This is a genomic window from Kineococcus rugosus, from assembly GCF_050871975.1.
Taxonomy (GTDB): Bacteria; Actinomycetota; Actinomycetes; order Actinomycetales; family Kineococcaceae; genus Kineococcus.
The window spans coordinates 1-14,106 of sequence record NZ_JBJLSJ010000001.1; the positions used below are offsets into that span (position 1 = coordinate 1).

Below are 14,106 nucleotides of genomic sequence, written 5' to 3' on the forward strand. Positions count from 1 at the left end.
CCGCGGGGGCGGCGGACATCCGCCCCGCCGCGGGGGGGGGGGGGCGGGGCGGGCGGGGGGGGCGCCCCGGCCCCCCCCCCCCCCCCCTCGACCGTGCGCGAGGCGCCCGGTCAGGCCGTCAGCGGCGCCGCGTCGGCCCGGATCGGCGACGGGAGCGCGGTGTCGCCCATGAGGAACTCGTCGACGGCGGCCGCGCACGCCCGGCCCTCCGCGATGGCCCACACGATGAGCGACTGGCCGCGGCCAGCGTCCCCGGCGACGAACACGCCCGGCGTGCCGGTGGCGTAGCCGGGGGTCCGGGTGAACCGGGTGCGCGAGTCGGCCCCGAGGCCGAGCTGACCCACGAGGTCGCCGTGCTCGGGACCGGCGAACCCGATGGCCAGCAGCACCAGCTGCGCCGGGAGGTCGTGCTCGGTGCCCTCGACCGGCGTCCAGACGCCGTCGACCTTGGTGACCTCCACCAGGCGCAGCCCCGTGACCCGGCCGTCCTCGCCGACGAACTCCCGCGTCGAGGCGGAGAACTTGCGGGTCCCGCCCTCCTCGTGGGAGCTGGAGACGGAGAACACCTTCGGGACCGTCGGCCACGGCTCGTGCGCGCCGCGCTCCTCCGGGGCGACCGGGTAGATGTCCAGCTGCGTCACCGACTTCGCGCCCTGGCGCAGCGCGGTGCCGTAGCAGTCCGACCCGGTGTCCCCGCCGCCGATGACGACGACGTCCAGGCCCGCGGCGTCGATGTAGTCGGCCGGGCGCTCCTGGCCCACCGCGACGCGGTTGGTCGGCGGCAGGTACTCCATCGCCTGGTGGATGCCGGCCAGGTCGCGACCGGGCAGGTCGACCTCGCGCCACTGCGTCGCCCCGGTCGCCACGACCACGGCGTCGAAGCGGTCGCGCAGCTGCTCGCCGGTGATGTCGACGCCGATCTCGACGCCCGGGCGGAACCGGGTGCCCTCGGCCTCCATCTGGGCCAGCCGGCGGTCCAGGACCGCGCGCTCCATCTTGAACTCGGGGATGCCGTAGCGCATCAGCCCGCCGACGGCGTCGTCGCGCTCGTAGACGACGACCGTGTGCCCCGACCGCGTCAGCTGCTGGGCCGCCGCCAGACCCGCCGGACCGGAGCCGATGACGGCCACGGTCTTGCCGGTCAGGCGCTCGGGCACCTGCGGGGTGATCCAGCCCGCCTCGGCGGCGTTCTCGGCGATCATCACCTCGACCTGCTTGATGGTCACCGGCGGCTGGTTGATGCCCAGCACGCAGGCCGACTCGCACGGGGCCGGGCACAGCTTCCCGGTGAACTCGGGGAAGTTGTTCGTCGCGTGCAGCCGCTCGATGGCCTCGCGCATGTCGCCCCGGCTGACCAGGTCGTTCCACTCGGGGATGAGGTTCCCCAGCGGGCAGGCGTTGTGGCAGAACGGGATGCCGCAGTCCATGCAGCGACCGGCCTGCCGCTCGAGCTGGGCGCGGTCCTGCTTCTCGTAGACCTCGCGCCAGTCCATCAGGCGCAGCGGGACCGGCCGGCGAGGCGGCAGCTCGCGCTCGCGGACCTTGAGGAACCCCCGGGGGTCAACCATGCGAAGCCTCCATGATGCGGGTGAGCACGGCCTCGGAGTCGGGCTCCAGGCCGTCGGAGACGGCCTTGGCCTTGACCTCGAGCACGCGGGCGAAGTCCCGCGGGACGATCGTCGAGAAACGCTGCCGGGCGCTGCCCCAGTCGGACAGCAGCTTGGCGGCGATGGTGGAGTCGGTGTTCTCCCGGTGGGCCACGAGCAGGTCGTGGACCCGGGCGGCGGCCTCGTCGTCCAGCGGGACGACGTCGACCATGTCGCGGTTGACCCGGTGCTCCTTGAGGTCGAGCACGTGGGCGAAGCCGCCGGACATGCCCGCGGCGACGTTGCGGCCCGTGCGGCCCAGGACGACGACCTCACCGCCGGTCATGTACTCCAGCGCGTGGTCGCCCACCCCCTCCACGACGGCCGTGGCCCCGGAGTTGCGGACGCAGAACCGCTCACCGACCTCGCCGCGCAGGAACAGGGTCCCCGTCGTGGCGCCGTAGGCGATGACGTTGCCGGCGATGATGTCGCGGTCGCGCGACCCCGACGCCCTGTCCGGGCGCACCACGACGGTGCCGCCGGACAGGCCCTTGCCGACGTAGTCGTTGGCGTCCCCGAACAGCCGCAGGGTGATGCCCCGGGGCAGGAACGCGCCCAGCGACTGACCGGCCGACCCCGTGAGGGTGACGTCGATCGTGCCCTCGGGCAGCCCCTCCTCGCCCCACCGCTTCGTCAGCTCGTGGCCCAGCAGGGTGCCGACGGTGCGGTTGACGTTGCGGACGGGCAGCTCCACCCGCACCGGCGTGCCGGAGGACAGGGCGTCGGCGGCGCGCTCGATGAGCACGTGGTCCAGCGCCTTCTCCAGGCCGTGGTCCTGGGTCGTGGAGTTGTGCAGCGTCGAGCCTTCCGGGGCCGTCGGGGCGTGCAGGATCGGCGCGAGGTCCAGGCCGGACGCCTTCCAGTGCGCGACGGCGCGGCGGGTGTCGAGGACCTCCACGTGGCCGACGGCCTCCCGGATGGAGCGGAAGCCGAGGGAGGCCAGCAGCTCGCGGACCTCGTTCGCCACGAACTCGAAGAAGTTCACGACGTACTCGGCCTTGCCGGTGAACCGGGCGCGCAGCTCGGGGTTCTGCGTGGCGACGCCGACCGGGCAGGTGTCCAGCTGGCAGACGCGCATCATGATGCAGCCCGAGACGACCAGGGGTGCGGTCGCGAAGCCGAACTCCTCCGCCCCGAGCAGGGCGGCGATGACGACGTCGCGGCCGGTCTTGAACTGCCCGTCGACCTGCACGACGATCCGGTCGCGCAGCCCGTTGACCACCAGCGTCTGCTGGGTCTCGGCCAGGCCGAGCTCCCAGGGGCCGCCGGCGTGCTTCAGGCTCGTCAGCGGGGCGGCACCCGTCCCGCCGTCGGCGCCGGAGATGAGCACCACGTCGGCCTTGGCCTTCGAGACGCCCGTCGCGACGGTGCCGACCCCGACCTCCGAGACCAGCTTCACGTGGACCCGGGCGGCCGGGTTCGCGTTCTTCAGGTCGTGGATGAGCTGGGCGATGTCCTCGATCGAGTAGATGTCGTGGTGCGGCGGCGGCGAGATCAGCCCGACGCCCGGCGTGGAGTGCCGGGTCCTGGCGATGTTCGGGTACACCTTGTGGCCGGGCAGCTGCCCGCCCTCACCGGGCTTGGCGCCCTGGGCGACCTTGATCTGCAGGTCGGTGGCCGAGGTCAGGTAGTTGCTCGTCACGCCGAAGCGGCCCGAGGCGATCTGCTTGACCTTCGAGGTGCGCTCGGGGTCGTACAGGCGGTCGACGTCCTCGCCGCCCTCCCCCGAGTTCGAGCGGCCGCCGAGGCGGTTCATCGCGATGGCGAGGACCTCGTGGGCCTCCTGCGAGATGGAGCCGTAGCTCATCGCGCCGGTGGAGAACCGCTTGACGATCTCGGAGACCGGCTCGACCTCCTCCAACGGGATCGGCTCGCGGGCGCCCTTCTTCAGCTGCAGCAGCCCGCGCAGCGTCATCAGGCGCTCGGACTGCTCGTCCACGCGGGAGGTGTACTTGCGGAAGAGGGCCTCGTTGCGCTGCCGGGTGGAGTGCTGCAGCTGGAAGACCGTCTCGGGGTCGAACAGGTGCGGTTCGCCCTCGCGGCGCCACTGGTACTCCCCGCCGGTCTCCAGGCGGCGGTGCGCGCGCTCCTGCCCCTCCACCGGGTAGGCGAGGCGGTGCCGCATCGCGACCTCCTCGGCGAGCACGTCGAGCCCGACGCCGCCGAGGCGGGAGGTGGTGGCGGTGAAGTACTCGTCGACGAGGGTCTGGGACAGGCCCAGGGCCTCGAAGACCTGCGCGCCGCGGTAGGAGGCGACGGTCGAGATGCCCATCTTGGACATGACCTTCAGGACGCCCTTGCCGAGCGCCTTGATGAGGTTCCGGACCGCGGTCTGGGCGTCGACGGTGGTGATGACGCCGTTGCGGACGAGGTCCTCGACGGTCTCCATCGCCAGGTACGGGTTGATCGCGGCCGCGCCGTAGCCGATGAGGAGCGCGACGTGGTGCACCTCGCGCACGTCACCGGCCTCGACGACCAGGCCGACCTGCGTGCGCAGCTTCTGCCGCACGAGGTGGTGGTGCACGGCCGAGGTCAGCAGCAGCGACGGGATCGGCGCGTACTCGGCGTTGGAGTCGCGGTCGGAGAGCACGACGAAGACGGCGCCGTCGGCGATGGCGCGCGAGACCTCCGCGCGGATCTCCTCGATCCGGCGGGCCAGCTCGGCCCCGCCGCCCGCGACCCGGTACAGGCCCTTGACGATGTGGGTCGTGCGGCCGGGGTTGCGGCGGTCGCGGTCGATGTGGACGATCTTGGCCAGCTCGTCGTTGTCGATCACCGGGAACGGCAGCACGAGCTGGTGGCAGTGCGCGGCCGACTCCGCCAGCGGGTTCTTCTGCGGGCCGGTGACGCTGATCAGCGAGGTGACGAGCTCCTCGCGGATCGCGTCCAGCGGCGGGTTGGTGACCTGCGCGAAGAGCTGGGTGAAGTAGTCGAAGAGCATCCGCGGCCGGGTGGACAGCACGGCCAGCGGCGTGTCCGACCCCATCGACCCGATCGGCTCGGCGCCGGCGCGGGCCATCGGGGCCAGGATGAGCCGCAGCTCCTCCTCGGTGTAGCCGAACGTCTGCTGACGGCGGGTCACCGAGGCGTGCGAGTGCACGATGTGCTCGCGCGGGGGCAGGTCGCCCAGGCGCACGACGTTCTTGAGCCACTCGGCGTACGGCTGCGCCGCCGCGAGCTCCGCCTTGACCTCCTCGTCGTCGACGATGCGGCCCCTGGCCGTGTCGACGAGGAACATCTTGCCGGGCGCGACGCGGCCCCGGGACACGATGGAGCTGGGGTCCAGCTCCAGGACGCCCGTCTCGGAGGCCAGCACCACGAGGCCGTCGTCGGTGACCCAGTACCGCGAGGGGCGCAGCCCGTTGCGGTCCAGGACGCAGCCGATGACGGTGCCGTCGGTGAAGGTGAGGTTCGCGGGACCGTCCCACGGCTCGGAGAACATGGAGTGGAACTCGTAGAAGGCCCGGCGGGCCGGGTCCATCTCGGTGTTGTTCTCCCACGCCTCGGGGATCATCATCAGCACCGCGTGCGGCAACGACCGGCCGGCCAGGTGCAGCAGCTCCAGGACCTCGTCGAAGGAGGCGGAGTCGGAGCCCTCGGTGGCGCAGACGGGCCCGAGGCGCTGGACGTCGCCGGGGATGAGCGGGGTGCTCATCGTGGACTCGCGCGCCGCGGTCCAGTTGCGGTTGCCCTTGACGGTGTTGATCTCGCCGTTGTGCGCGATCGTCCGGAAGGGGTGGGCCAGCGGCCAGCTCGGGAAGGTGTTCGTCGAGAAGCGAGAGTGGACCAGGCCCAGCTCGGAGGTGAACCGGCGGTCGGACAGGTCGGGGAAGAACGGCTCCAGCTGCCCGGTGGTCAGCATGCCCTTGTAGACCATGGTCCGCGCCGACAGCGACGGGAAGTAGACGGCCAGCTCGCGCTCGGCGAGCTTGCGGACCGGGTAGACGCGGCGGTCGAGGTCGAGGCCGGTCTCCATCGCCGACAGGCCGTTCGTGGCCGAGGCCAGGAACAGCTGGGCGAAGTGCGGCATGGCCGCGCGGGCCTGCTGACCCACGAGGTCGGCGGTCACCGGGACGTCGCGCCAGCCGAGGACGTCGAGGCCCTCGGCGCGCGCGATCTCCTCGATGCGGCGCACGGCCCCGGCGCGCGCGGTCTCCTCGACGGGCAGGAAGACGTTGCCGACGGCGTAGGCGCCCTTGGCGGGCAGCTCGACGCCCTGCTCGGCCATGACGGCGCGCAGGAACTCGTCGGGGACCTGGGTCAGGATGCCGGCGCCGTCGCCGGTGTTGGTCTCGGCGCCGACGGCGCCGCGGTGGTCGAGGTTGCGCAGCGCCGTGAGGGCGTGCTCGACGATGTCGTGACCGGGCTCACCGCGCATGGTCGCCACGAAGGCGACGCCGCAGGCGTCCTTCTCGTTGTCACGGTCGTACAGCCCGGCGTCCGCCGGGAAGCTCGTGAAGGGCAGCGGGCGGACCTGCGGCCCGGTCTGCTGTGCGCTCTGGTGCTGAGGGGAAAGCGACATGCAGTGCACCGTCCTGAAGAGAGAGGCCGGGACGGACCTCGGTGGACAGGGGGTCTCGACGGGTCTCCTCGAGCGTTCGCCGCGGGGGCGGATCTCGGTGAGCCGGGTCAGTCTCTTCGAGATGAGGCTCGCGCCTGGGGGGCGCGATCCACGAACGGGGGACGGCACTGGCCCGCGTTCACCTCACTGTAACGCGCGCGATGCCGTGCTCACGTGCACTCGGACATCACACGAGGATCCAGAAACGGTCACGAATCCTGCGCGCCCGGCCGCTCGTCGCGGTCGGGTGAGGTGCGGTCCCCCGCTGCGGTGACGGTCTGTCCGCCGGACGGGCTCCCTGGGTCGCCGTCCGGGCTGGTGGCCGTCGGCGACTCGGAGGAATGTACCCGCTCCAGGACCTCATCCCGACCAGCATTGACTCTGCGTGAGCGGATGAACGCGATGAGTGCGATCAGGAAGACGATCGCGGCGACCCACTGGTTGACCCGCAGGCCCAGCACCTCGTTGGCGTCGTCGATCCGCAGGGCCTCGAACACGCTCCGACCCAAGCAGTACAGCGCCACGTAGGCGGCGAAGGACTGCCCGTGCCGCCACCCCCAGCGGCGGTCGGCCAGCACGATGACCAGCGCGACGAGCAGGCACCACAGCGACTCGTACAGGAACGTCGGGTGGTACGTGCCCGTCACGACGGGGGCGCCGTCGGCGCCGAGGACCGCGCGGCCGGCCGCCTCGTCCCACTCGTGGATCGTCAGGGCCCACGGCACGTCGGTCGCCCGGCCGTACAGCTCGTTGTTGAACCAGTTCCCCCACCGACCCAGGGCCTGCGCGACGAGCAGCCCCGGCGCCATCGCGTCGGCCAGCGGCAGGAACCGGTACCCGGCGCGGCGGCAGGCGATCCAGGCCCCGAGGGCACCCCCCGCGACGGCCCCCCAGATGCCGAGCCCGCCCTCCCAGACGTGCAGCGCCCGGACGGGGTCGCCGCCGGCGCCGAAGTAGGCCTGCGGGGACGTGATCACGTGGTAGACCCGCGCGCCCACGACCCCCAGCGGGACGGCCCACACGGCCACGTCCAGGACGAAGTCGGGCCGCCCGCCCCGGGCGCGCCAGCGCCGCTCGGCGATCAGGACGCCGAGGACGATCCCGGCGACGATGCACAGCGCGTACGCGCGGACCGGGACCGGGCCCAGGTGCCACACCGCGACGGTCGGGCTCGGCAGCACGGCCGGGAAGGACGCGGTCACGGCGTCGTGGTGGCGGCCGCGACGGCCTGCTGCAGCGCCGCCACCGGGTCCGACCCCAGGACGTCCTCGGTGGGGACCTCCTGCGCCTGGCCACCGGCAGGGGTCACCGTGACGGTCGGGGTCCCGGTCACGCCGTTCTCCTGCATGGAGTCGGCGACCGACTGCACGTAGTCGCGGTAGGCGTGCCCGTCGTAGGCCGCCTGCCACTGCTCGAGCGCGTCCCCGGTGATGCCGGCGTCCTGCGCGAACCGCCGCAGCTGGTCGTCGGTGTACCCCGTGCCCTCCTGCTCGGGCTGGTTGGCGAAGACGGTCCGGTTGAACTCGACGAACCGGCCCTGCGCGTCCGCGGCGGCCGCCGCCTCCGCCGCCCGCTGGGAGGAGTCGTTGCCGAGGTTGCCGTCCAGGAACGTCAGCGTGTGGACGACGACCTCCGCCCGCCCGCTGCTGGCCAGCTCGACCACCGCGTCGCCGGCCCGGGTCTCGAACTGCTCGCAGTACGGGCACTGGTAGTCCAGCCACACGTCGAGCCTCGGAGCACCCGCGGCGGGGGTGCCCGGCAGCACGTACCCGGCGCCCCGGGCGCCCGCGCTCGGCGGGACGACCTGCGCGGCCAGCGGGACGTCGTCCTCCCGCGAGCGGTCGATGACGACCGCGACGACGGCGACGACCGCGAGCACCACGACCACGGCGATGCTGATGAGCAGCACCCGGCGGCTGCGCTCCTTGGCCAGCTCCCGCTGCCGCATCGCGGCCGCCTTGGCGCGACGGGCCTCCCGGGCGTCCTCGGCCTGCGCGGCGCGGGCCGGGTGACCCCCGGGCTTCCTGGTGCTCACGTCGTCGATCTCCTCGTGGTTCAGGGGCGGGTGCGGACGCCCGCGGCCAGGGCCTCGGCCAGCTCGCCGACGGCCCGGACACCGGACGCGGTCGAGTCGGCGTCCAGCATCCGCTGGACGAAGGCCGACCCGACGATGACCCCGTCGGCGTACCCGGCGACCTCGGTGGCCTGGGCCGGGGTGGAGACCCCCAGGCCGACGCAGACGCGCTCGGCGCCGGCGGCGCGGGTGCGGCGGACGAGCTCGGAGGCCCCCGCCCCCACGGTGGCGCGCGTCCCCGTGACGCCCATCAGCGAGGCGGCGTAGACGAACCCGCGGCAGGCCGCGGCGGTCGTCGCCAGCCGGGCGTCGGTGGAGCTGGGGGCGACGAGGAAGACCCGTTCGAGGTCGTGCGCGTCGCTGGCCGCCACCCAGGCGCCGGCCTCGTCGGGGATGAGGTCGGGCGTGATGAGCCCGGCTCCCCCGGCGGCGGCCAGGTCCGCCGCCCAGCGGTCCACGCCGTACCGGTCGACCGGGGGCCAGTAGGTCATGACGAGCACCGCGGCACCGGTGGCGGCGACGGCCTCCACCGCGCGCAGCACGTCCGCCGGACGCGTCCGGTTGGCCAGGCAGACCTCGGCGGCGCGCTGGATCGTCGGGCCGTCCATCGTCGGGTCGGAGTACGGCAGCCCGAGCTCGACGACGTCGGCGCCCCCGGCCACCGCCGCCTTCGCGGCCTCGATCGAGGTGTCGACGTCGGGGAAGCCGACGGGCAGGTAGGCCACCAGGGCCGCCCGGTCCTCGGCCTTCGCGCGGTCCACGGCCGCCGCGGCCTGGCCGGTGCGGGTCTGCACGGGGGTGTTCACCAGCCGGATCCTTCGGTGTTCTCGGGGGTCTCGGAGACCCGCTCGGCCTCCGAGGCGACGAGGTCGGCGTCGCTGACGAGCCCGAACCAGCGGGCCGCGGTGTCCACGTCCTTGTCCCCGCGCCCGGACAGGCTGACGAGGAGGACGGCCTCCGGGCCGAGCCGGCGGCCCAGCTGCAGGGCGCCGGCGAGGGCGTGCGAGCTCTCGATGGCGGGGATGATCCCCTCGGTGCGGCACAGCAGCCGGAAGGCGTCCATGGCCTCGGCGTCGGTGACCGGGGAGTAGGTGGCCCGGCCGCTGGCGGCCAGCCAGGAGTGCTCGGGCCCCACGCCGGGGTAGTCCAGGCCCGCCGAGATGGAGTGCGACTCCACCGTCTGGCCGTCCTCGTCCTGCATGACGAACTGGCGGGCGCCCTGGAACACCCCGGTGGCGCCCGCGGAGATCGGGGCGGCGTGCCGGCCGGTCTCGACGCCGTCGCCGCCGGCCTCGAAGCCGTGCAGCGCCACCGACGGGTCGTCGAGGAAGGCGTGGAAGATGCCGATGGCGTTGGAGCCGCCGCCGACGCAGGCCGCGACGACGTCGGGCAGCCGGCCCACGAGGTCCTGGACCTGCTGGCGCGCCTCGATCCCGACGATGCGCTGCAGGTCGCGGACCAGGACGGGGAACGGGTGCGGGCCCGCGACGGTGCCGAACGCGTAGTGCGTGCTGTCGACCGAGGCGACCCAGTCGCGGAAGGCCTCGTTGACGGCGTCCTTGAGGGTCCGGCTGCCGGCCGTCACGGGCACGACCTCGGCGCCCAGCAGGCGCATGCGGGCGACGTTCAGCGCCTGGCGCTTCGTGTCCTCCTCGCCCATGTAGATCGTGCACTCCAGGCCCATCAAGGCGGCCGCGGTGGCGGTGGCCACGCCGTGCTGACCGGCGCCGGTCTCGGCGATCACGCGCTTCTTGCCCATGCGCTTGGTCAGCAGCGCCTGGCCGAGCACGTTGTTGATCTTGTGCGAGCCGGTGTGGTTGAGGTCCTCGCGCTTGAGGATGACGCGGGCGCCGCCGGCGTGGGCCGCGAAGCGGGGCACCTCGGTGAGGATGCTCGGGCGGCCGGTGTAGCTGCGGTGCAGCTCGGCGAGCTCGGCGAGGTAGCCGGGGTCGGCCATCGCGGCCTCGTGCGCCGCTGCGATCTCGTCGAGGGCGGCGACCAGCGCCTCGGGCACGAAGCGGCCCCCGAAGGCGCCGAAGTACGGCCCGCGCTCCTCGGCGAGGGCGCGGCCCGGCGTGGTCGGGGGGGTCTGCGACGTCGTCACGGGCGCACCGCCTGCACGGCCGGGTGCGCGCCGGCGGCCACGAGGTCGGCCACGGCCCGGCGCGGGTCGTCGCCCTTGACCAGCGTCTCGCCCACCAGGACGGCGTCGGCGCCGGCGCGGGCGAACTCCACCACGTCGCGCGGGCCCGAGACGCCGGACTCGGCGACCTTGACCTTCGCGTCGGGGATGAGGGGCGCCAGGTCGGCGAACGTGCCGTTGTCGACCTCGAGGGTCTTGAGGTCGCGGTTGTTCACCCCGATGACCCGTGCGTCGGCGTCGAGAGCGCGGGCGACCTCCTCGGCCGTGTGCACCTCCACCAGCGCGGTCATGCCCAGGGAGTGCGTGCGTTCGATGAGGGACACCAGGGCTTCCTGCTCGAGGGCGGCGACGATGAGGAGCACCACGTCGGCGCCCCAGGCGCGGGCCTCCCACAACTGGTAGGACTCCACGACGAAGTCCTTGCGCAGCACCGGGACGTCCACGGCGCACCGCACGGCCCGCAGGTCGTCGAGGCTGCCGCCGAAGCGGCGCTGCTCGGTCAGGACGCTGATGACGCTGGCGCCACCGGCCTCGTACTGACCGGCCAGCGCGGCCGGGTCGGCGATGGGGGCCAGCGCCCCCTTGGAGGGGCTCTTGCGCTTGACCTCGGCGATGACCTTCACCCCGCGCTGGGCGGCGTCGCGCGGCTTCAGCAGGCCCTGGGCGTCCTTGGCCGGGACCTGCCGGTGCGCGCGTTCCTTCAGCTCGTCGAGCGTGGTGAGCGCCTTGCGCGCCGCCAGGTCCTCGCGGACGCCGGCCAGGATGTCGTCGAGGACTGTCACGCGACGAGGGTATCCCCGCGCACCGGCGTGCCGGGCCGGGGTGGCTCAGCGCTTGGGGCGGCCGGCGCCGACGGGCTTGCCGTCCGCGCCCTTGACCCCGTAGCCGGCCTTGGCCAGCCCCGCCGCCACCACGAGCGAGGCGAGGATGACGACACCGCCGACGATCCCCCACGTCCAGCTCGGGAAGACGATCGCGAGCGAGAGGATGAGGAAGCCGAGCAGGCAGACCGCCACCCCGGCCCAGGCGGCGATGCTGTGCCCGTGGCCGTGCTCGTCGGCGATGTCGGCGTCCCCGTGGGCGGTGGGGTTCGGCTGGGTGCTCACGCTGGGCTCCTCGTGGGGCGGGTCGAGACGGGGTGGCCGCGCCGGGACGGCGGGCGCCCCGCGGCGGTACTACGCACACCGTACCGACTCCGGGGCCTGGGGGTCGGACGGGCGCGGCCGCCCTCAGCGGGCGGTGGGGTCCTCGCCGTGCGACAGCGAGTCCCAGGCCGCCGCGGGGTCCTCGCGGGGGCTGGCGACCTCGCGCCGGGCGTCGCGCTCGTGCCGCGCCGAGGTCGTGGCCGCCCGCCCCTGCCGGGCACCGGCCAGGACGCCGAGCCCGGCGAGCGCGACCAGCACCCCGCCGGCGGCCGAGACCACCGGCCAGGGCCGCACGTCCGGGTCGCCGACCAGCTCGGCCTGCGTGGTCCCGCTCGCCGCGCGCGCCGGGGCGGCCAGCGCGGCCGGCGGCGAGGTCAGGACCCCGGCGCTGGCGGCGACCACCCCCGCCCCGGCGAGGACGAGCACCAGCGCCGCGACCGCGCGCGCCGCGCGGCGGCCCAGCGTGGAGGCCACGACCGCGGCGAGGGCGACCAGGGCCAGGGCGGTCGCGACGGGCGCGGCCTGCCGGCCGGTGGCGGCGACCGCGGTGTCCCCGGTGACCGTGACCACCTGGCCCGACACCCAGGTCGGGGCCCCGGCGGCCAGCGCCAGCACGGCCGCCGCGGCGGCCAGCAGCAGCAGCGGCCCCCGGCGGTCGCGGGGACGGGCGCTCACGCGGTCGGCGCGGCGACGGGCAGGGTCGTCGCCTCGAAGCAGGTGCGGTCCCCGGTGTGGCAGGCGGCGCCGACCTGCTCGACCTCCAGCAGCAGGGCGTCGCCGTCGCAGTCCAGGGAGACCTTGAGCACCCGCTGCACGTGGCCGGAGGTGTCGCCCTTGCGCCACAGCTGCGAGCGGCTGCGCGACCAGTACGTCGCCCGGCCGGTGGCCAGGGTGGTGGCCAACGCCTCGTCGTTCATCCACGCGACCATGAGCACCTCCCGGGTGTCGTGCTGCTGCGCGACGGCGCAGACGAGGCCGTTCGGGTCGCGCTTGAGGCGCTCGGCGATGCGGGGGTCGAGGACTGGGGACGACACGCGGGCCATCGTCTCACCGCCCGGGAGCCGCGCCGTCGGGCGCGGGTGGGAGCATCGGCGCATGGTCACCCCCACCAGGCCCTCCAGCGACGCCCGCCGTGAACGGGACGGGTTGTGCGACAGCGCGTTGCGGGTCGGCCCGCAGGCCCCGACGCTGTGCGCCGGCTGGGACGTGCGCGACCTGCTGGTCCACCTCGCGGTCCGCGACAACCGGCCCGACGTCCTGCTCGGGGAGGCCGTCGCCCCGCTGCGCGGCCACCGCGACCGGGTCGTGGCCGGTCTGCGCGAGCAGCCGTTCGCCGACCTCGTCGAGCGGGTGCGCAACGGCCCGCACGGCCCGCTGAAGCTGCCGGCCCTGGACGGCCTGGCCAACAGCGCCGAGTTCTTCGTCCACCACGAGGACGTCCTGCGCGCGCAGCCCGGCTGGGCCCCGCGCGAGCTGCCCCGGGCCCAGGACGCGGCACTGTGGCGGACGGTGAAGGTGGTGGGCCGCGTCGCCTACCGCCGCGCCGGCGTGGGCGTGGTGCTGGTCACCCCGGCCGGCCCGCGCGCGGTGGTCCGCGCGGGCGAGGAGTCCGTCGCCCTGACCGGTGACCCCGCCGAGCTGCTGCTGCACGCCTTCGGGCGCCGCAGCCGGGCGCTCGTCGAGGTCGACGGCACCGACGCCGCGCTGGCCCGCTTCCGGGAGACCTTCCCCGTCCAGGGGACCGCCTAGCGGACCGGGGCGCCCTGCGCGCGCAGGGCGTCCTTGACCTCGCCGATCGTCAGCTGCCCGAAGTGGAAGACGCTCGCGGCGAGGACGGCGTCGGCGCCGGCGGCGACGGCCGGGGGGAAGTGCTCCACGGCCCCGGCCCCGCCGCTGGCCACCAGGGGCACCCCGACCCGGGCGCGCACCTCGCGCAGCATCTCCAGGTCGAAGCCCCGCTTGGTGCCGTCGGCGTCCATGGAGTTCAGCAGGATCTCCCCCGCCCCCAGCTCGGCGGCCCGGGCCGCCCACTCGACGGCGTCCAGGCCCGTCCCCCGGCGCCCGCCGTGGGTGGTCACCTCGTACCCCGACGCCGTGGTCGGCTCGCCCGGCAGCGTGCGCCGGGCGTCGACGGACAGGACCAGGACCTGGGCGCCGAACCGGCCGGCGATCTCGGCGATCAGCTCGGGCCGGGCGATCGCGGCGGTGTTCACGCCGACCTTGTCCGCGCCGGCGCGCAGCAGTTTCTCCACGTCCGCGACGCTGCGGACGCCGCCGCCGACGGTCAGCGGGATGAACACCTGCTCGGCCGTGCGGCGCACCACGTCGTACGTGGTCTCCCGCGAGCCCGAGGACGCGGTCACGTCGAGGAAGGTCAGCTCATCGGCGCCCTCGGCGTCGTAGCGGCGGGCCAGCTCGACGGGGTCGCCCGCGTCGCGCAGGTCGGTGAAGTTCACGCCCTTGACGACGCGGCCGGCGTCGACGTCGAGGCAGGGGATGACACGGACGGCGACGCTCACGGGTGAACGGTACCGTCG

At 74.4% G+C, this 14,106-nt stretch carries 12 protein-coding genes; 1 reads left to right on the forward strand and 11 read right to left on the reverse strand.

The window, feature by feature from the left end; all coding sequences use genetic code 11:
* Positions 1–110: 110 nt before the first annotated feature.
* From ACRYM6_RS00005 to hisI, 10 genes are all read right to left on the reverse strand, one after another.
* Entirely contained in the window at positions 111–1,568 is a 1,458-nt protein-coding gene (locus ACRYM6_RS00005) for a glutamate synthase subunit beta (RefSeq protein WP_432540334.1), read from the reverse strand.
* Positions 1,561–6,168: a glutamate synthase large subunit gene (gene gltB / locus ACRYM6_RS00010; protein WP_432540335.1), complete on the reverse strand. Its 4,608-nt coding sequence runs from the start codon at positions 6,166–6,168 to the stop codon at positions 1,561–1,563. The genes ACRYM6_RS00005 and gltB overlap by 8 nt, the downstream gene beginning before the upstream one ends.
* Positions 6,169–6,416: 248 nt before the next feature.
* Positions 6,417–7,409, reverse strand: coding sequence for a prolipoprotein diacylglyceryl transferase (lgt, locus tag ACRYM6_RS00015; protein WP_432540336.1), 993 nt, complete (start codon positions 7,407–7,409; stop codon positions 6,417–6,419).
* Positions 7,406–8,242 carry a DsbA family protein gene (locus ACRYM6_RS00020; protein ID WP_432540337.1) on the reverse strand — a complete coding sequence of 279 codons (837 nt, stop codon included), beginning with the start codon at positions 8,240–8,242 and terminating at the stop codon, positions 7,406–7,408. The genes lgt and ACRYM6_RS00020 overlap by 4 nt, the downstream gene beginning before the upstream one ends.
* A 20-nt stretch (positions 8,243–8,262) precedes the next feature.
* Positions 8,263–9,087: a tryptophan synthase subunit alpha gene (gene trpA / locus ACRYM6_RS00025; RefSeq protein WP_432540338.1), complete on the reverse strand. Its 825-nt coding sequence runs from the start codon at positions 9,085–9,087 to the stop codon at positions 8,263–8,265.
* A complete protein-coding gene (gene trpB / locus ACRYM6_RS00030) occupies positions 9,084–10,385 on the reverse strand; it encodes a tryptophan synthase subunit beta (RefSeq protein ID WP_432540339.1) in 1,302 nt (433 codons plus the stop codon). The genes trpA and trpB overlap by 4 nt, the downstream gene beginning before the upstream one ends.
* The gene (trpC, locus tag ACRYM6_RS00035; protein WP_432540340.1) at positions 10,382–11,206 is read right to left on the reverse strand and encodes an indole-3-glycerol phosphate synthase TrpC; all 825 of its coding nucleotides are present in this window, start codon (positions 11,204–11,206) and stop codon (positions 10,382–10,384) included. The genes trpB and trpC overlap by 4 nt, the downstream gene beginning before the upstream one ends.
* Positions 11,207–11,251: 45 nt before the next feature.
* A complete protein-coding gene (locus tag ACRYM6_RS00040) occupies positions 11,252–11,530 on the reverse strand; it encodes an HGxxPAAW family protein (RefSeq protein WP_432540341.1) in 279 nt (92 codons plus the stop codon).
* 123 nt (positions 11,531–11,653) lie between these two features.
* Positions 11,654–12,244, reverse strand: a complete 591-nt coding sequence (locus tag ACRYM6_RS00045) for a Trp biosynthesis-associated membrane protein (RefSeq protein ID WP_432540342.1) — start codon at positions 12,242–12,244, stop codon at positions 11,654–11,656.
* Positions 12,241–12,612, reverse strand: coding sequence for a phosphoribosyl-AMP cyclohydrolase (hisI, locus tag ACRYM6_RS00050; RefSeq protein WP_432540343.1), 372 nt, complete (start codon positions 12,610–12,612; stop codon positions 12,241–12,243). The genes ACRYM6_RS00045 and hisI overlap by 4 nt, the downstream gene beginning before the upstream one ends.
* 52 nt (positions 12,613–12,664) lie before the next feature.
* On the opposite strand from hisI, the gene ACRYM6_RS00055 reads away from it, so the two are divergent.
* Complete coding sequence (locus tag ACRYM6_RS00055) at positions 12,665–13,318, forward strand: TIGR03085 family metal-binding protein (protein WP_432540344.1); 654 nt, start codon at positions 12,665–12,667, stop codon at positions 13,316–13,318.
* Here the strand turns inward: ACRYM6_RS00055 and hisF are convergent.
* Positions 13,315–14,088, reverse strand: coding sequence for an imidazole glycerol phosphate synthase subunit HisF (hisF, locus tag ACRYM6_RS00060; RefSeq protein ID WP_432540345.1), 774 nt, complete (start codon positions 14,086–14,088; stop codon positions 13,315–13,317). The two genes, ACRYM6_RS00055 and hisF, sit on opposite strands and share 4 nt — an antisense overlap.
* Positions 14,089–14,106: the final 18 nt, after the last annotated feature.

Coding starts and splice junctions, on each gene's coding strand:
- ACRYM6_RS00005 (WP_432540334.1), bottom strand. CDS start 1,568: ATGGTTGACCCCCGGGGGTTCCTCAAGGTCCGCGAGCGCGAGCTGCCG.
- hisI (WP_432540343.1), bottom strand. CDS start 12,612: ATGGCCCGCGTGTCGTCCCCAGTCCTCGACCCCCGCATCGCCGAGCGC.
- gltB (WP_432540335.1), bottom strand. CDS start 6,168: ATGTCGCTTTCCCCTCAGCACCAGAGCGCACAGCAGACCGGGCCGCAG.
- ACRYM6_RS00055 (WP_432540344.1), top strand. CDS start 12,665: ATGGTCACCCCCACCAGGCCCTCCAGCGACGCCCGCCGTGAACGGGAC.